Origin of the sequence: Micromonospora sediminicola (genome assembly GCF_900089585.1) — a bacterium.
Lineage (GTDB): Bacteria > Actinomycetota > Actinomycetes > Mycobacteriales > Micromonosporaceae > Micromonospora > Micromonospora sediminicola.
The window spans coordinates 1,633,866-1,651,255 of sequence record NZ_FLRH01000004.1 but is presented as its reverse complement, the minus strand read 5'-3'; the positions used below and the strand labels follow the sequence as shown (position 1 = coordinate 1,651,255).

The following is a 17,390-nucleotide window of genomic DNA, read 5'->3' as shown; positions in this document are numbered from 1 at the left end:
ACCCCATGGCCTCTCGTACCTCCAACTTCTGCTTCGACGCGATCGACCCCTACGCGCAGGTGACCTGGTGGTCGGCGGTGCTCGACGACTTCCAGCTGCTCAACCCGGAGGAGATGGGGCCCGACGACGACGAGTGCTGGCTGGTCGGTCCCGACTCCAGGGAGATCATCTTCGCCCGCGTCCCGGAACCGAAGACGGTGAAGAACCGGATGCACTTCTGCCTCCGCCCCACCGACCGCAGCCGTGAGGAGGAGGTGGACCGCATCCTCTCGCTGGGCGCCACTCTCGTGACCGACCTACGCGACGGGCCGTCGAAGGGCTGGGCCGTGCTCGCCGACCCCGAGGGCAACGAGTTCTGCGTCCTCACCCGCCACGTCCCCGAGGGCTAGCCGGGCAACCACGCCGTTCCGGCCCGCCGGCTCATGTTCCACAAGCCGGCGTGAGCGCGGCGACCCGCGTCAGGTGCAGGGCGACGGTGGTCAGGAGGGCGGTCTCGGCGAGGATCAGGAGTCGCTCGGCCAGTCCGATCAACGCGCGGTCACCGGGGTAGGCGGACCAGATCATCGCGGCGGCCAGCAGCAGGCTCGCCACCGTCCACGCGCGTAGCCAACCGGCGGGCGCGGCGCCGAGCCGGCGGGCGAGCAGCCAGCCGGCGACCGGCAGGGCCAGGAACGACAGGACCGACGCGTACCGGTGCACGTAGGCCGCGGTGTCCATGGGCAGGCCCGGCTCGTTCGTGGGCACCACGGCGGCGGCCAGCAGCCCGGCCGACCAGGCGACCAGCAGCACGACCGCCGCCCGACCGGCGCCCGCCCGGCGCAGCGCGGGAAGGAGTACGGCGCTGGCCACCGCGAGGACCGCCATCGCGGTGTCGATGACGCCGCCCCGGTCGGAGACGGCGAAGTCGCTGACGGTCAGCGACCAGGGACTCAGGTCGTCGTTCACCTCGAGGTGACCGATCACGGCGAGCACCGCCGCCAGGGCGATCCCGCCGAGGGCCAGCAGGCCGCTTCTCCGGGCTCCACGCATGGGCCCAGCCTGTCGCCGGAACGACCCCAGGCGGATCCGGGACCGCCACCCACTTCGATCCCCGGGTCGTCCCCTAGCGGAAGCCGCCCGGCGTCACGCCACGTCGAGCCGGATGTTGCCGATCCTGGCCACGACGTCGAGGTGGCCACCCAGCCCGGTCACGTAGGCGCGGAGGATCTCCAGATTGACGCTCTCGCCGTTCTCGATCTGGCTGATCCGGGCCTGGGACAGGCCCGCCGCCTCCGCCAGTTGAGCCTGTGTCATGCCCAGCTGCTTCCGGATCTCCGCCAGTTGGGCGCCACTGACCGCGGCCAGCATCTGTTCCCTGAGTCGTCCACGCCGGGCCACCCGGTCGGCATCGTCCCAGGAGGGGTCGACCCCCCGGGCCTTCGCCTTGACGTCGCGCCAGTTCGACCCATCGCTCATGACTGATCTTCCTTCAAGCTGATCAGGTGCTCCTGGAACCGTTCGTCCGCCAACGGGACGGCGTTGCGGTACCAACTCTGCCACTGCCCCGACTTGTCCCCGGCCACCAGGAGCACCGCCTCGCGGAGCGGATCGAACGCGAAGATCATGCGAACCTCCGACGTGCCGGTGGAACCCGGTCTCAGCTCTTTCATGTGGTGGTAGGTGCTGCCCCTGAGTCGATCGACCAGCGGCCGGCCCAGCGCGGGACCGTGCTCGGCCAGCAGGTCGAGCGCCTCGCTGACGAGGTCAGCGGTGCACGGGTCGTCCGCGCACAGGCCGAGGAACCGGTCTTCGACAGCAGGATGGAGCCGGATCTCCCACACAGCCCAAATATAAGCAGAGCTTATACGTGCCGGTGCCCCGGACACGCCGGAGTCGCGGAAAGAATCCGACGCCCGGTCGGTGGGGCGTCCGGCGGAGATCCTGGGTGGCCGCGCGAGGGTCAGTCGGCGGGGGCCTCGGTGCGGGTCTGGCGGGTGCTGATCCAGGTCATGGCCCAGCCCGCCCCCGCGAACCCGGCCGCCGCCAGCCCGCCGATCAGCAGCAACCGCCACGCCGACTCGGTCAGTGCCGTGCCGCCCAGGTGACCGACGAGCGTGCCGTAGCTGGCCCAGCCGGTGGCCGCCGCCGCCTCGTAGGTCAGGAACAGTCGGTACGGGTAGCGGCTGCGGCCGGCCGAGAAACACGCCGCCATCCGGCCGCCGGGCACGAAGCGGCAGAGCAGGATCACCAGCGGTCCGGGCTCGCGCAGTCGGCGGGTGGCCCGGGCGACGGCGCGGCGGGCCCGCCCCGGCGTGGCGTGCCGGGCTGCCCGGCGGGCCGGTGCGGTGCGGCCGAGCACATAGCAGGCCAGGTCACCGACGAAGACGCCGACCGCGCCGACCGCGATGGTGAGCGGCAGGTTGAGCCCGCCGTAGACGGTCAGCGCACCACTGGTGATCATGACGACCTGGGTCGGCACCACCGGGACGAAGGCGTCGGCGACCAGCAGCGTCAGCAGCAGCGCGTACGCCCACATGGGCGACGCGACGTCAGAGATGAGTTCGGCCACGACCGCCACCTCGCCGGAGTTCCCCGTTCGACCGCACCGAGCCTGACGCCGTGTCCCGCGTCACCGCGACCGGCCCTGCCCCGTGGTGACCGTCGACACCGGTGGGCCGTCGATCTGCAACGAGGCGACCCTTCCCGGGGTGACGGACAACCGGTGCGACGTGCGTCGAGCGGGGCGGCGGATTCACGCTCACCGGCGTACCGTTGACGGGACGCGGCACCGGAGCCGTCGGGTCCCCCGTTCTCGATGCCCGGGCCGCCGCGGGTCGCCGGCAGGTCCCGTGCCGGCGACCCGCTCCCACTCCCCGAAACTCACGTGCGCCGTCGACGTCCGCGCGCCTACCGTCGGGGCATGCGCAGTGCTGAGGTGACCACGACGCCGGGTGTTCCCGGCGCGCCGCACTGACGTTTCCGTCGACGAGGCCCCGGGGCGATCCGCTCCGGGGCCTCGCGGCGTCCCGGTCCCGCTCGCCTCCGGGTCGTACCCGATCAAGGAGAGCGACATGATCGACCACCGCAGGCTCGGCCGGGAGCTGGAGCTGTTCGTCTCCGACCCGCTCGCGGGCGCCGGGCTGCCGATCTGGCTGCCGGCCGGCGCCGCCGCCCGGCACGCCGTCGAGGAGTACGTACGGGAGTTGGAGCGTCGGGCCGGCTACCGGCACGTCTACTCGCCGCCGCTGGGCAAACGGGAGCTGTTCGAACGCTCCGGGCACCTGGGCTACTTCGCCGACGACATGTTCCCGCCGATGCGGTTGAGCGCCGACGACGAGTTCGTGCTCCGTCCGGCGCTCTGCCCGCACCACGCGCTGGTCTTCGCCGCCCGGGGCCGGTCCTACCGGGAACTGCCGCTGCGCGTCGCCGAGCTGGGCGGGATGTATCGGGCCGAGCGCTCCGGGGTGCTCGGCGGGCTGTCCCGGGTGCGGGCCATCTCGCTCAACGACGCACACAACTTCTGCGCGCTGGAGCAGGTCGGCGACGAGGTGCGGGAGATCCTGCGGCTGATCCGCGAGGCGCACGCCGCCCTCGGCGTCCGTCCGGCCGGGTTCCGGTTGTCGCTGCGCGGGCCGGACCAGCGGTACGTCGGCGACGACGCCGGGTGGGCGCGGGCCGAGGAGCTGCTCCGCGCCGCGCTCGACGGGGTGGACGTCACCGAGGCGCCGGGCGAGGCCGCGTTCTACGGCCCGAAGATCGACATCCAGATCGTGGACGCGGGCGGCCGGGAGTCGACCATCTCCACCGTCCAGCTCGACTTCGACAAGCCGGAGCGGTTCGACCTGTCGTACACCGACTCGGACGGGCGGCGGAAGCGGCCGGTGATGGTGCACCGGAGCCTGGTGGGCAGCATGGAGCGGCTGTTCGCCTACCTGATCGAGGTGCACGAGGGCGCGTTCCCGGCCTGGTACGCCCCGGTGCAGCTGGTGCTGCTCCCGGTGGACGACGCGCAGGCCGACGCGGTCCACCGGCTCCGCCGCGAGGCGGAGGCCGCCGGTCTGCGGGCCGAGGTCGACGAATCGGGCTCGCTGGGCGCGCGGATCCGGGACGCGGCCCGCCGACGCGTCCCGTACGTCGGGGTGGTCGGTGCCCGGGAGGCGGCCGACGGGTCGGTCTCGCTGCGCCTGCGCGACGGGCGCGGTCTCGCCCCGATGCCCGCCGCCGCGGCGGTGGGGCTGGTCGGCGCGGTGGTCGCGAGCCGGTCGCCCGACCTGCTCCCGCCGGCCTGAGCCCGGCCCGACGCCGGGGTCGCCCGGGTGACGTGCCGTCACCCGGGCGGCCGGTGTCGCAGGTGTCGCCGGTTCCATGTCAGTTCCCGACCGGCGCGCCGGTGGGCCGGACCCCGGCCGGCGGACCGCCCGGCGTCGGCGCGGGCACCTCGTCGGAGATCACCGCGCCGGTGAACTGGGCCCGGTAGAGCCGGGCGTACGCGCCACCGGCGGCGACCAGCTGGTCGTGGGTGCCCTGCTCGACGATCCGGCCCTGCTCCATCATCAGGATCAGGTCGGCGTCGCGGATGGTGGAGAGCCGGTGCGCGATGACGAAACTGGTCCGGTCGGAGCGCAGCGCCGCCATGGCGCGCTGGAGCAGCACCTCGGTGCGGGTGTCCACCGAGCTGGTCGCCTCGTCGAGGATCAGCAGCGACGGCTCGGCCAGGAACGCCCGCGCGATGGTGATGAGCTGCTTCTCGCCGGCGCTGACGTTGCTGCCCTCCTCGTCGATCACGGTGTCGTAGCCGTCCGGCAGGCTGCGGACGAAGCGGTCCACGAAGGTCGCCCGGGCGGCGGCGAGGATCTCCTCCTCGGTGGCGTCCGGCCGCCCGTAGGCGATGTTGTCCCGGATGGTGCCGCCGAACAGCCAGGTGTCCTGGAGCACCATGCCGATCCGTCCGCGCAGGTCGTCCCGGCGCAGGGTGCTGATGTCCACCCCGTCCAGCGTGATCCGGCCGGCGTCCAGCTCGTAGAACCGCATGACCAGGTTGACCAGGGTGGTCTTGCCGGCGCCGGTGGGACCGACGATGGCCACGGTGTGCCCGGGCTCGGCGACCAGGGAGAGGTCGTCGATCAGCGGCTTGTTCGGGTCGTAGCGGAACGAGACGTGTTCGAACTCGACCCGGCCGTGCGGGTCGGCGATCCGGGCCGGCTCGCCCGGGTCGGCGCTCTGCTCGTCGGCGTCGAGCACGGCGAAGACCCGCTCCGCCGAGGCCACCCCGGACTGGAGCAGGTTGGCCATCGACGCGACCTGGGTGAGCGGCTGGGTGAACTGCCGCGAGTACTGGATGAACGCCTGCACGTCGCCGAGGCTCATCGCGCCGGAGGCCACCCGCAGCCCGCCGACCACCGCGATGGCGACGTAGCTGAGGTTCCCGATGAAGAACATCGCCGGCATGATGATCCCGGAGACGAACTGGGCGCCGAAGCTGGCCTTGAACAGCTCCTCGTTCTTGGCGTGGAAGGCGGCCTCGACCTCCTTCTGCCGGCCGAACACCTTGACCAGCTCGTGCCCGGTGTAGGCCTCCTCGATCTGGGCGTTCAGCTCACCGGTGTGGGTCCACTGGGCGATGAACTTGCGCTGCGACCGCTTGGCGATCTGACCGGTGACGATCACCGACAACGGGATCGCGACCAGGGCCACCGTCGCCAGCAGCGGCGAGATCCAGAACATCATCCCGAGTACGCCGACGACGGTCAGCAGCGACGTGAGCAGCTGGCTCAGCGTCTGCTGGAGGGTCTGCGAGATGTTGTCGATGTCGTTGGTGACCCGGCTCAGCAGCTCGCCCCGCGGCTGCTTGTCGAAGTACGGCAGCGGCAGCCGGTTGAGCTTGTCCTCCACGTCGGCGCGGAGCCGGAACACGGTGCGCTGCACCACGCCGTTGAGCACCCAGCCCTGCGCCCACATCAGCACGCTCGCGGCGACGTAGAGCGCGACCGCGAACGCCAGCACCCGGCCCAGCCGGTCGAAGTCGATGCCCGCGCCGGGCATCACGTCCATCCGGGCCAGCATGTCGGCGAAGTTGCCGTTGCCCGCGGCCCGGGCCGCGGCCACCGCCGCCTCGGTGCTGGTGCCGGCCGGCAACTGCCGCCCGATCACCCCGTTGAAGATCAGGTCGGTGGCGTGCCCGAGCACCTTCGGCCCGATCACGCTGAGCCCGACGCTGGCCAGCGCCAGCGCCAGCACGCCGACGAGCTGGATCCGGTACGGGCGCAGCCGGCCGAGCAGCCGCCGCGCCGACGGCCCGAACCGCATCGCCTTCTCGGCCGGCATGCCCATGTTCATGTGTGGCGGGCCGCCGGGCCGCCGTCCGGCCGGAGGCAGCCGCTTCGGTTCGGCCTGCTGCGGTACGGCGCTCACGGGGTGCTGGCCGGGCATGCCCTCACGGCCCTCGCTGCGCTCGGTGCGTTCGCTCATGCCGTGCTGGCTGGGCATGTTCTCACGGCCCTCGCTGCGCTCGGTGCGTTCGCTCATGCCGTCACCTCCGCCGTCTGCTGCGACGCCACGATCTCGGCGTACGTCGGGCAGTTCTCCAGCAGTTCGTCGTGCCGTCCCATCCCGACGACACCCCCGTCCTCGAGCACGATGATCTGGTCGGCGTCGACGATCGTGGAGACCCGCTGGGCCACGATCACCACCGCCGCGTCCGCGGTGACCGGCCTGAGGGCGGCCCGCAACCGGGCGTCCGTGCCGAGGTCGAGTGCGGAGAAGGAGTCGTCGAAGAGATAGATCTCCGGCTTGCGGACCAGCGCGCGGGCGATGGCCAGGCGTTGCCGCTGGCCGCCGGAGACGTTGGTGCCGCCCTGCGCGATCGGTGCGTCCAGTCCGCCCGGCATCTCGGCGACGAAGTCGCGCGCCTGGGCGATCTCCAGGGCCGCCCAGAGGTCCGCGTCGGTGGCGTCCGGGTTGCCGTAGCGCAGGTTGCTCGCCACCGTGCCGCTGAACAGGTACGGCCGTTGCGGCACCAGCCCGATCCGCCGCCACAGCTCGTCCGGGGCCAGGTCGCGCACGTCCACGCCGTCGACCAGGACCGCGCCGGCGGTCGGGTCGACCAGCCGGGGGATCAACGTCAGCAACGTGGTCTTGCCGGCGCCGGTGGACCCGATGATCGCCGTGGTGCGGCCCGGCCGGGCCCGGAACGAGATGTCGCGCAGCACCGGCGCGGTGGCGCCCGGGTACTGGAAGCCGGCGCCGCGCAGCTCCAGCTCGCCGCGTCCGGCGACCTCGGTCACCGGGTCGGCCGCCGGCACCACCGAGGAGTCGGTGTCCAGCACCTCCTCGATGCGTTCGGCGCAGACCGCCGCCCGGGGCACCATCATCAGCATGAAGGTGGCCATCATGACCGCCATCAGGATCTGCATCAGGTACTGCAGGAACGCGGTGAGCGCGCCGACCTGGATCTCCCCGGAGTCGACCCGGGCCGCGCCGAACCAGAGCACCGCCACGCTGGAGACGTTGAGCACCAGCATCACGATCGGGAAGATCAGCGCCTGGAGTCGGCCGATGCGCAGCGCGGTCGCCGTCAGGTCGGCGTTGGCCCCCTGGAAGCGGTCGGTCTCGTACGGCTCGCGGACGAACGCCCGGACCACCCGGATGCCGGTGATCTGCTCGCGCAGCACCCGGTTGACGGTGTCGATCCGGGTCTGCATGAGCCGGAAGCCCGGCACCATCCGGCGGATGATCAGGCCCAGCGCGACGGCCAGCACCGGTACGCAGACCAGCATCAGCCAGGAGAGGCCGACGTCCTCGCGCAGCGCCATCACCACGCCGCCGACGCTCATGATCGGCGCGGCCACCAGCATGGTGCAGCTGAGCAGCACCAGCATCTGCACCTGCTGGACGTCGTTGGTGTTGCGGGTGATCAGGGACGGCGTGCCGAAGCGGGCCACCTCGCGGGCGGAGAAGCGGTTGACGTGCCCGAAGATCGCCCTGCGGACGTCACGGCCGAAGCCCATCGCGGTCTTCGCGCCGAGGTAGACCGCGGCGATCGAGCAGGCGATCTGGAGCAGGCTGACCACCAGCATCCAGCCGCCCGTCCGCAGGATCTGGTCGGTGTCGCCGCGGGCGACGCCCCGGTCGATGATGTCGGCGTTGAGGCTGGGCAGGTAGAGCGAGGCCATCGTGCCGACGAACTGGAGCGCCACCACGGCGGCCAGCAGTCGTCGGTACGGGCGCAGATGTGTGCGGAGCAGGCGGATCAGCACGGATGTCTCCCCGTCGGCGACTCGGTGTCGGACTCGCTGTCCCGGTTCAACCGACGGAGGTCCCCGTCGGACATGCCGGTGATGATTTCGGTCAGGAATTCGCGGATGACGGCGCGCTTGGCCGGGTCGGCGTCGACCGACGTCAACGGCCGGTCGCTGTGGATCAGGTCGATGATCGCGCGGGCTTGCTCCTGGCCCTTGTCGGTGAGCGTGAGCTGGACGGCGCGCCGGTCCTCCGGGTTGCGCCGCCGGCTGACGAAGCCGTCGCGTTCCAGGGTGTCGACGATGCCGGTGAGGGTGGCGGGCCGGACGAAGCACAGCTCCGCCATCTCGCGGTGGGTGATGTCGCCGGCCCGCAGCAGGATCATCAGCACCCGCATGCCGGCGGAGGTGAGGCCGTGGTGCTCGGCCAGGTAGCGCCCCCAGTGCTGCTCGACGACGTGGCCGGCGATCGAGATCAGCCGGCCGAGCGGCGCCTGTTGCAGCGCGTCGGGGTAGCGGACGAGCGGTCCCATGTTCACGGGCGTCAGATTAGCCCCCGAACCATCAGGTCCCAAACTAATTTCTGAGAGTGCCCTCAGCCACGCTCGGTCCGGGCGCGGGGCGGCTCGTCCGGCGCGGTGGCGACGTACTCCCGCATCACTTCGGCGACCTCGCGCAGGAACGTGGCGGTGGCCTCGGCCTGTTCGGGGGTGAGTCGGGCGACCGCGCGGTCGACGCCGACCAGCATGGGCCGCAGCGCCTCCAGCACCTCGCCGACCGCGTGCTCGGTCACCTGGAGGGTCAGGCGCCGGCGATCGTGCGGATGTGGGGCGCGGGCGACGTGTCCGGCCTGGACCAGCCGGTCGACGAGCGTGGTGGCGGAGGCGGAGCGGATGCCCAACCGGTTGCCCAGCTCGACCGGGCCCAGCGGCTCGGGGCTGGAGATCAGGTGGTCGATGGCCGCGGCGTCGGTCGCGCCGATGCCGAGGCGGCGGGCCAACGCGGCTCGGGTGTCGCCGGCGACCCGGAGCATCTCACGCAGCGCCCGGGCGGCCTCGCTGCTCGGCGGCCGGCCGGCGGGCGTGACCTCTCCGGTTGACGGCGACCCCTCCACGGGTTAAAGCTAGCATCTCAGGTAGCTAGAAAATCTAGCTAAAGCGGGAGGGGTGCCATGCGCGGCGACGGGCGCGGACGTTGGTTCGGGCTGCTGGCCATCAGCCTCGGCGTGGCGATGATCATCGTGGACGCCACCATCGTGAACGTCGCGGTGCCGCAGATCATCCGGGACCTGGACATCACCTCGACCGACGCCCAGTGGGTGCAGGAGGCGTACACCCTGGTCTTCGCCGCGTTGCTGCTGGTCGCCGGCCGCTTCGCCGACCGGTCCGGGCGGCGGCGGATGTTCGTCGCCGGCGTGGGCGTCTTCGTGGTGGCCAGCGTGCTGGCGGCGCTCGCCGGCTCCGGCGAGGCGCTGATCGGCGCCCGGGTGCTGCAGGGCATCGGTGGCGCGATGATGCTGCCCACCTCGCTCTCCCTGCTCAACGCCAACTTCACCGGCCGGGAGCGGGGCATCGCGTTCGCCGTCTGGGGCTCGACCATCGGCGGCGCGGCGGCGCTCGGCCCGTTGCTCGGCGGTTGGCTCACCACCACGTACTCCTGGCGGTGGGCGTTCGGCATCAACGTCCCGGTCAGCCTGGCCGTGATCGGGGCGACCCTGCTGCTGGTCGCCGAGTCCCGGGACGACCGCGCCGAACGCGGGGTCGACCTGCTCGGCGCGCTGCTCTCCGTGGTCGGCATGACCGGCGTGGTCTTCGCGCTCATCGAGGGACGCACCTACGGCTGGTGGGAGCGGGAACGGCCGTTCAGCCTCTTCGGCCTCGACTGGACCGCCTCGATCTCCCCGGTGCCGGTGGCCGCGCTGGCCGGGCTGACCGCACTCGGGGTCTTCCTGGCCCAGCAGGTCCGCCGCAACCGCACCGGGCGACCCGCGCTGCTCGACCTGTCGCTGTTCGGCATCGGCTCGTTCCGCAACGGCATCCTGGCCGCGGCGATCGTCAGCCTGGGCGAGTTCGGCCTGCTCTTCGCGCTGCCGCTGTGGTTCCAGAACGTGCTCGGCTACAGCGCCTTCCGCACCGGCCTGGCGCTGCTGCCACTCGCCGTGGGCAGCTTCCTGGCCAGCGGCATCGGTGCGCCGCTGACCCAGCGGTGGGGCGCGGCCCGGGTGGTCCAGTTGGGCGTCGCGGCCGAGCTGGTCGGCGTCGCCGGACTGGGCTTCGTGGTGGCCCCGGACACCCGCTGGTGGGCGCCGCTGGCGTTCCTCTTCGTCTACGGCATCGGCGTCGGTCTCGCCACCGCCCAGCTCACCGGCGTCTCGCTGGCCGAGGTGCCGGTCCGGCGCAGCGGGCAGGGCTCCGGACTGCAGAGCACCGCCCGGCAGGTCGGTTCGGCGCTCGGCATCGCCGTGCTCGGCACCGTGCTCTTCGCCGGCCTCGGCGGCCTCCTCGGCGACCGGCTGGCCGACCAGCCCGGCCTCGACCCGGCCGGTCGGGACCAGGTGGTGAGCGCGGTGAAGGAGAGCGCCGGCGCGGCGATCGGCGGGCTGGCGGCGGATCCGCGTACCGCGCCGATCGCCGAGGAGGCGAAGGCGGCCTTCTCCGACGCCACCCGGTACGCCGCCTTCACCGCGGCCGGGTTCCTGCTGGTCGGCCTGCTCACCTGCCTGCGCCTGCCGAGCGTGCGCGCCGGGGTGACCGGGGACGCCCCGCCGGCCGGGGCGGAGCCGGCGCGGGTCTGAGGCCGGGGCGTGCCTGCTGATCCGGGTCGGCAGGCACGCCGTTCTCCGGGCGGTCCGGCGCCCCGCCCGCAGCCGTCGGGCGGCTGCCCGGCACCGCACCGCAGCCCGGCACCGCGGGCGCGCGGACGGCGGATGTGTACCGGGCGCGGCCGAGGGTGCGGTCAGCCGCCCAGGGCGACCGCGAGCGCGGCGGCCACGAAGACGAGCTGGAGCGCCGTCCGGGTGGCCAGCGGGGTGACCGGTCGGCCGGCGAGCGTCAGCCGGCGGCGGGCGGCCGAGACGTTGGCCGGGAACATGGCGAGCATCAACAGCGCCAGGCCGGCCGCGGCCCAGCGCGCGGTCGCCGGCGGCAGCAGGGCGACCGCGCCGCCGAGTTCCAGCACGCCGGTGAGCGTGACCAGCAGGTCCGGCCGGGGCAGCGCCGGCGGAACCTTGGCGATCAGGTCCGCCCGCCGGGACGCGAAGTGGGCCGTGCCGGTCAGCACGAGCATCAGCGCCAGGCCGACCCGCAGCGCGGGATGCCAGCCGTCTAGCGCGTCCACGCCGAGCAGGCCGGCGATCCGGGCCACGGCGGTGCCGGTGAGGAGTGCGATCAGGGGTGCCACGGCTCATCCCTCCGTCGAGAGCAATCTTGTCAGCGACAAGATTGCTGGCATGGATGCCATCTTGTCAATGACAAGTTAGGGTGGGGGTCATGACGTCCTCCGGCTCCTACCACCACGGGGACCTGCGCCGGGCGCTGCTGGCCGCCGCCGTGGACGCGATCGCCGAGTCCGGGCCGGCCGCGCTGAGCCTGCGCGACCTCGCCCGCCGGGCCGGCGTCTCGCACGCGGCGCCCGCGCATCACTTCGGTGACAAGGCGGGGCTGCTCACCGCGCTCGCCATCCAGGGCTTCGACAAACTCGGCGAGGCGCTGCGGGGGGCGGGCGACGACTTCCGGGAGAGCGGCGTCGCGTACGTCGTCTTCGCGGTCCGGCACCGCGCGCACTTCGAGGTGATGTTCCGTCCGGACCTCTACCGGGCCGACGACCCGGAGCTGGTGGCGGCCCGGCAGCGGACCGGGGAGCTGCTGCGCGGCGGGGTGGCCCGGCACACCGGCCGGGAACCCGACACGGACGCGCTGGCCGCCTGGTCGATCGCGCACGGCTTCGCCGAGCTGTGGCTGGCCGGCGCCCTCCCGTCCCGGGTGGGCGCCGACCCCGAGCCGGCCGCTCGTGCGGTGGTCGGCCGGCTCTTCTCCTGAGCGGTCACCAGCTGGTCGGCAGCGGCATCCCCTCGGTGTAGCCGGCGGTGCTCTGCACGCCGACCAGCGCCCGCTCGTGGAACTCCTCCAGGCTGCGTGCGCCCGCGTAGGTGAACGCGCTGCGTACCCCGGAAATGATCTCGTCGATCAGGTCCTCGACGCCCGGGCGGTTCGGGTCCAGGTACATCCGGGCCGAGGAGATGCCCTCCTCGAAGATGGCCTTGCGGGCCCGGTCGAAGGCGCTGTCCTCGGCGGTCCGGGCGCTCACCGCCCGCGACGAGGCCATGCCGAAGCTCTCCTTGTAGCGCCGGCCGTCGGCGTCGGTGTAGAGGTCGCCGGGGGACTCGTAGGTGCCGGCGAACCAGGAGCCGATCATCACGTTCGAGGCGCCCGCGGCCAGCGCCAGCGCCACGTCCCGCGGGTGCCGTACGCCGCCGTCGGCCCAGACGTGCCGGCCCAGCGAGCGGGCCGCCGCGGCGCAGTCGAGCACCGCGGAGAACTGCGGTCGGCCCACGCCGGTCATCATCCGGGTGGTGCACATGGCGCCCGGCCCGACGCCGACCTTCACGATGTCCGCGCCGGCCTCGACCAGGTCGCGTACGCCGTCCGCGGTGACCACGTTGCCGGCCGCGACGGGCACCCCCGGGTCGAGCTTGCGTACCGCCCGCAGCGCCTGGAGCATCCGCTCCTGGTGGCCGTGCGCGGTGTCCACCACCAGCGTGTCCACCCCCGCCTCCAGCAGCGCGGCGGCCTTGCCGGTGACGTCGCCGTTGATGCCCACCGCCGCGGCGATGCGCAGCCGGCCCCGGTCGTCCACCGCCGGCCGGTAGAGCGTGGCGCGCAGCGCGCCCTGCCGGGTCAGCACGCCGACCAGGCGGCCCTCGCCGTCCACCACCGGCGCGAGCCGCCGCCGGCCCGCCGACAGCCGGTCGAATCCGGTACGCGGGTCCGCGTCCGCCGGCACGGTGTGCAGCTCGGTGGACATCACGTGCCGCAGCTGGGCGAAGCGGTCCACCCCGACGGTGTCCGCCTCGGTCACCACGCCCATCGGCCGCCCGTCCGCGTCGACCACGACGACCGCGCCGTGGGAGCGCTTGGGCAGCAGGTGGATCGCGTCGCCGACGGTGTCGGTCGGACCGAGCGTGATCGCGGTGTCGTGCACCAGGTGCCGCTGCTTGACCCAACCGACGACGTTGGCCACGACCTCGATCGGGATGTCCTGCGGGATCACCGCCACGGCGCCGCGCCGGGCCACCGTCTCGGCCATCCGCCGGCCGGCCACCGCGGTCATGTTCGCCACCACCAGCGGGATGGTGGTGCCGGTGCCGTCGCCGGAGGACAGGTCGACGTCGAGTCGGGAGCCCACCTCCGAGCGGTTGGGCGCCATGAAGACGTCGTTGTAGGTCAGGTCGTGCGCGGGGACCGCGCCATGAAGGAACCGCACCCGAACATCATTCCCGCCCGGGCGCGCTCCCGCCCCCGGTGGTGGCAAGGACCACCCGGCCCCGTGCTGTTAAGAAGGGCCCCTTCTCTACCGCAGGCGTTAAGAAGGGGCCCTTCCTTACACCTCAGGCGATGGTGCAGATCGCCGCGCCGGCGGTGATCACCGCGCCCACCTCGGCGGCCAGCCCGCTCACCGTGCCGGCCTTGTGCGCGTGCAGCGGCTGCTCCATCTTCATCGCCTCCAGCACCACGACCAGGTCGCCCTCGGCGACCGTGTCGCCGTCGGCCACGGCGATCTTGACGATGGTGCCCTGCATGGGGGAGGTGAGCGTGTCACCGCTGACCGCGGCGCCCGCCTTGCCCCCGCCACCCCGGCGGGCCGGCTTCTTCGCGGCGGGCGCGGCGGTCGCCGTAGCCGCGCCGAGCCCGGCGGGGAGGACGACCTCCAGCCGCTTGCCGCCCACCTCGACCACGACGGTCTCGCGCTCGGCCGGAGCCTCGGCGGCGCCGGCGGCGGCGGTGAAGGCCGGGACGGTGTTGTCGAACTCGGTCTCGATCCACCGGGTGTGCACGGTGAACGGCTCGGCGGTGAACGCCTCGTCGCGGACCACCAGGCGGTGGAAGGGCAGCGCGGTGGCCATGCCCTCGACCACCATCTCGTCGAGCGCCCGGCGGGCCCGCTCCAGCGCCTCGGTGCGCGTCTCACCGACGATGATCACCTTGGCCAGCAGCGAGTCGAAGTTGCCACCGATCACGTCGCCGGCCGAGATGCCGGTGTCGACCCGGACCCCCGGGCCGGACGGCAACCGCAGCGCGGTGACGGTGCCCGGGGCGGGCAGGAAGTTGCGGCCCGGGTCCTCGCCGTTGATCCGGAACTCGATGGCGTGGCCGCGCGGCGTCGGGTCCTCGGTGATGCGCAGCTTCTCGCCGTCGGCGATGCGGAACTGCTCGCGTACCAGGTCGATGCCGGCGGTCTCCTCGGTCACCGGGTGCTCCACCTGGAGCCGGGTGTTGACCTCCAGGAAGGAGATGGTGCCGTCCGCGCCGACCAGGTATTCGACGGTGCCGGCGCCGTGGTAGCCGGCCTCCCGGCAGATCGCCTTCGCGCTGTCGTGGATCTGCGCGCGCTGGGCGTCGGTGAGGAAGGGCGCGGGCGCCTCCTCGACCAGCTTCTGGTGGCGGCGCTGGAGCGAGCAGTCGCGGGTGCCCACCACGATCACGTTGCCGTGCTGGTCGGCCAGCACCTGCGCCTCGACGTGGCGCGGCTGGTCCAGGTAGCGCTCGACGAAGCACTCGCCCCGGCCGAACGCGGCGACCGCCTCGCGGGTGGCCGACTCGAACAGGTGCGGGATCTCCTCCATGGTGCGGGCGACCTTGAGGCCGCGCCCGCCGCCGCCGAAGGCCGCCTTGATGGCGACCGGCAGCCCGTGGTCGACGGCGAACGCCATCACCTCGTCGGCGTTGCCCACCGGGTCCGGGGTGCCGGGCACCAGCGGCGCGCCGGCGCGCTGCGCGATGTGCCGGGCGGTCACCTTGTCGCCCAGGTCGCGGATCGCCTGCGGGGTGGGGCCGATCCAGGTCAGCCCGGCGTCGAGGACGGCCTGGGCGAAGTCGGCGTTCTCGGAGAGGAAGCCGTAGCCGGGGTGCACGGCGTCGGCGCCGGCGCGGGCGGCCACGTCGATGAGCTTGTCGATGCGCAGGTAGCTGTCCGCCGCGGTGTCGCCGCCGAGCGCGTACGCCTCGTCGGCGAGCGTGGCGTGCAGGGCGTCCCGGTCGGAGTCCGCGTAGACGGCGACGCTCGCCAGGCCGGCGTCGCGGCAGGCGCGGATGACGCGGACGGCGATCTCGCCGCGGTTGGCGATGAGAACCTTGCGCACCTTGGGGGCTCCTCCCGGGAGGTCGATGCCGGGAGTGTATCGGCCGGCATGCTGGCCCTAACGATCGCTCAGTGTGGGATGTGGCACTGTAGTCAAACTTGGCTATTACGCTTGTCCAGTGTCGGCGACGCGGATGATGATTCTGGGCCTGGTCAGGTGGATGCAGCCGGTGCACGGCTACGACGTGCGCCGCGAGCTGCTGAGTTGGAGCGCGGACAAGTGGGCGAACGTCCAGCCCGGTTCGATCTACCACGCGTTGCGCAAGCTCACCGACGAGGGGCTGCTGCGGACCGTGTCGGTCGAGCAGGTGGGCGCCCGTCCGGCCCGCACCACGTACGAGGTGACGGCGAAGGGCGAGGACGAGTTCGAGACGTTGCTGCGGGCCCAGTGGTGGCAGGTCCAGGAGTCGCCGGACCCGTTCGTGGCGGCGTTCTCGTTCCTGCCGGCGATGCCGCGCGACGAGGCCGCGGCGGCGTTGCGCAACCGCGCCAACCTGCTCCGCGCCGGCGTCGAGTCGATGCGCGCCTCGTTGGACTCCGACTGGGTACGCAACCGCAAGCCGGTGCACGTCGGATGGATGTTCGAGCTGTGGCTGGCCCGGGCCGAGGCGGAGACGGCCTGGTGCGAGCGGATCGCGGAGCGGATCGAGTCCGGTGTGTCCTACCTCCCCGCGGGGATGGAGCAGGCGGAGGGTTGGTCGGGCTGGACGGACGGGGACAAGAAATAATCAACGTTGACTAGAAGAGTTATATCGCGTTAGCCTCGGCAGGAGCCGCGGGGGGAGTCGTGCGTCCTCCCCGCGGACGATCGGCGGCCGGTCACGTCCGGCCCGGACGACCAGGAGCAGAAATGATCGAGACCAGGGGGCTGCGGAAGTCGTTCCGCTCCCGCGCGGGTCGCGAGACGAAGACCGTGGACGCGGTCCGTGGCGTCAACCTCGACGTCGCCGAGGGGGAGATCTTCGGCTTCCTCGGGCCCAACGGCGCCGGCAAGACCACCACGCTCCGGATGCTCGCCACCCTCATCGAGCCGGACGGCGGCGAGGCCACCGTCGCGGGGGCCGACCTGCGCAAGGACCCGGCCGGGGTGCGCCGGCGGATCGGCTACGTGCCCCAGGGCGGCAGCACCTGGGACGAGTCCACCGCCCGCGAGGAACTGGTGCTCCAGGCCCGCCTCTACGGCATCTCCAAGGCCGACGCCCAGCGGCGCGCCACCCGCGCGCTGGACGCGTTCCAGCTCACCGAGTACGCCGACCGCAAGTGCAAGACCTACTCCGGCGGCCAGCGCCGGCGGGTCGAGATCGCGCTCGGCATCATCCACGAGCCGAAGATCGTCTTCCTGGACGAGCCGACCACCGGCCTCGACCCGCAGAGCCGCGCCCACATGTGGGACGAGATCCGGCGGCTGCGCACCGAGGGGATGACCGTCTTCATCACCACGCACTACCTCGACGAGGCCGACGCGCTCTGCGACCGGATCGCGATCATGGATCACGGCGAGGTGGTCGCGGAGGGCACCCCGGCCGAGCTGAAGCGCGAGATCTCCGGCGAGGTGGTGATCGTCGGCCTGGACGCCGCGACCACCCCGCACGCCGCCCAACTGCTCGACACCGAGGCGTACGTGACCAAGCTGGAGACCGCCGACGAGGGCGGCCTGCGTCTCTACGTCGACGAGGGCGCCGTCGCCATCCCGCAGGTGCTGCGCCGCCTCGACCACGCCGGGGTGGAGCTGCGCTCGATCGAGCTGCACCGACCCAGCCTCGACGACGTCTTCCTCACCAAGACCGGCCGCTCGCTGCGCGAGTCCTGACCCCCGGA

The 17,390-nt window shown here is 72.7% G+C and carries 17 protein-coding genes; 6 read left to right on the top strand and 11 right to left on the bottom strand.

Features of this window, described 5'->3' with window-relative positions:
• Positions 1-5 precede the first annotated feature (5 nt).
• A complete protein-coding gene (locus tag GA0070622_RS29260; protein ID WP_091582247.1) occupies positions 6-389 on the top strand; it encodes a VOC family protein in 384 nt (127 codons plus the stop codon).
• Positions 390-420: 31 nt separating this feature from the next.
• Here the strand turns inward: GA0070622_RS29260 and GA0070622_RS29255 are convergent, their stop codons facing one another.
• From GA0070622_RS29255 to GA0070622_RS29240, 4 genes are all read right to left on the bottom strand, one after another.
• Positions 421-1,029, bottom strand: coding sequence for a DUF998 domain-containing protein (locus GA0070622_RS29255; RefSeq protein ID WP_091582242.1), 609 nt, complete (start codon positions 1,027-1,029; stop codon positions 421-423).
• Between the two features lie 93 nt (positions 1,030-1,122).
• On the bottom strand, positions 1,123-1,455 hold the full coding sequence (locus tag GA0070622_RS29250) for a helix-turn-helix domain-containing protein (RefSeq protein ID WP_091582238.1): 333 nt from the start codon (positions 1,453-1,455) through the stop codon (positions 1,123-1,125).
• Positions 1,452-1,820, bottom strand: coding sequence for a type II toxin-antitoxin system RelE/ParE family toxin (locus GA0070622_RS29245; RefSeq protein ID WP_091582234.1), 369 nt, complete (start codon positions 1,818-1,820; stop codon positions 1,452-1,454). The genes GA0070622_RS29250 and GA0070622_RS29245 overlap by 4 nt, the downstream gene beginning before the upstream one ends.
• Positions 1,821-1,939: 119 nt before the next feature.
• A complete protein-coding gene (locus GA0070622_RS29240; protein ID WP_091584210.1) occupies positions 1,940-2,548 on the bottom strand; it encodes a DedA family protein in 609 nt (202 codons plus the stop codon).
• Between the two features lie 502 nt (positions 2,549-3,050).
• Between GA0070622_RS29240 and thrS the strand changes: the two genes are divergently transcribed.
• On the top strand, positions 3,051-4,268 hold the full coding sequence (gene thrS, locus GA0070622_RS29235) for a threonine--tRNA ligase (protein WP_091582230.1): 1,218 nt from the start codon (positions 3,051-3,053) through the stop codon (positions 4,266-4,268).
• A gap of 79 nt (positions 4,269-4,347) precedes the next feature.
• Here the strand turns inward: thrS and GA0070622_RS29230 are convergent, their stop codons facing one another.
• The 4 genes from GA0070622_RS29230 to GA0070622_RS29215 form a co-directional block, all read right to left on the bottom strand.
• Positions 4,348-6,408 (bottom strand): ABC transporter ATP-binding protein, encoded by a 2,061-nt coding sequence (locus tag GA0070622_RS29230; protein ID WP_091584206.1) that lies wholly within the window; start codon positions 6,406-6,408, stop codon positions 4,348-4,350.
• A 92-nt stretch (positions 6,409-6,500) separates the two neighbouring features.
• Positions 6,501-8,234 carry an ABC transporter ATP-binding protein gene (locus GA0070622_RS29225; protein WP_091582226.1) on the bottom strand — a complete coding sequence of 578 codons (1,734 nt, stop codon included), beginning with the start codon at positions 8,232-8,234 and terminating at the stop codon, positions 6,501-6,503.
• Positions 8,228-8,749: a MarR family winged helix-turn-helix transcriptional regulator gene (locus GA0070622_RS29220; RefSeq protein WP_091582222.1), complete on the bottom strand. Its 522-nt coding sequence runs from the start codon at positions 8,747-8,749 to the stop codon at positions 8,228-8,230. The genes GA0070622_RS29225 and GA0070622_RS29220 overlap by 7 nt, the downstream gene beginning before the upstream one ends.
• 62 nt (positions 8,750-8,811) lie before the next feature.
• Positions 8,812-9,249, bottom strand: a complete 438-nt coding sequence (locus tag GA0070622_RS29215; protein ID WP_172968031.1) for a MarR family winged helix-turn-helix transcriptional regulator — start codon at positions 9,247-9,249, stop codon at positions 8,812-8,814.
• 138 nt (positions 9,250-9,387) lie between these two features.
• On the opposite strand from GA0070622_RS29215, the gene GA0070622_RS29210 reads away from it, so the two are divergent.
• On the top strand, positions 9,388-11,010 hold the full coding sequence (locus GA0070622_RS29210) for a DHA2 family efflux MFS transporter permease subunit (RefSeq protein ID WP_091582215.1): 1,623 nt from the start codon (positions 9,388-9,390) through the stop codon (positions 11,008-11,010).
• 161 nt (positions 11,011-11,171) lie between these two features.
• Here GA0070622_RS29210 and GA0070622_RS29205 read toward each other — a convergent pair whose 3' ends face one another.
• Positions 11,172-11,615: a DoxX family protein gene (locus tag GA0070622_RS29205; RefSeq protein WP_091582212.1), complete on the bottom strand. Its 444-nt coding sequence runs from the start codon at positions 11,613-11,615 to the stop codon at positions 11,172-11,174.
• Positions 11,616-11,704: 89 nt separating this feature from the next.
• On the opposite strand from GA0070622_RS29205, the gene GA0070622_RS29200 reads away from it, so the two are divergent.
• Positions 11,705-12,253: a TetR/AcrR family transcriptional regulator gene (locus GA0070622_RS29200; RefSeq protein WP_091582208.1), complete on the top strand. Its 549-nt coding sequence runs from the start codon at positions 11,705-11,707 to the stop codon at positions 12,251-12,253.
• A gap of 4 nt (positions 12,254-12,257) precedes the next feature.
• On the opposite strand, the gene GA0070622_RS29195 is transcribed toward GA0070622_RS29200, so the two are convergent.
• A complete protein-coding gene (locus GA0070622_RS29195; RefSeq protein ID WP_091582203.1) occupies positions 12,258-13,697 on the bottom strand; it encodes a GuaB1 family IMP dehydrogenase-related protein in 1,440 nt (479 codons plus the stop codon).
• 124 nt (positions 13,698-13,821) lie between these two features.
• Complete coding sequence (locus GA0070622_RS29190; RefSeq protein ID WP_091582198.1) at positions 13,822-15,573, bottom strand: acetyl/propionyl/methylcrotonyl-CoA carboxylase subunit alpha; 1,752 nt, start codon at positions 15,571-15,573, stop codon at positions 13,822-13,824.
• 133 nt (positions 15,574-15,706) lie between these two features.
• Between GA0070622_RS29190 and GA0070622_RS29185 the strand changes: the two genes are divergently transcribed.
• Together GA0070622_RS29185 and GA0070622_RS29180 are read left to right on the top strand one after the other, a co-directional pair.
• Positions 15,707-16,300 carry a PadR family transcriptional regulator gene (locus GA0070622_RS29185; RefSeq protein WP_091582194.1) on the top strand — a complete coding sequence of 198 codons (594 nt, stop codon included), beginning with the start codon at positions 15,707-15,709 and terminating at the stop codon, positions 16,298-16,300.
• 122 nt (positions 16,301-16,422) lie between these two features.
• Positions 16,423-17,382 carry an ATP-binding cassette domain-containing protein gene (locus GA0070622_RS29180; protein ID WP_091582191.1) on the top strand — a complete coding sequence of 320 codons (960 nt, stop codon included), beginning with the start codon at positions 16,423-16,425 and terminating at the stop codon, positions 17,380-17,382.
• The last annotated feature ends 8 nt before the right edge of the window (positions 17,383-17,390 follow it).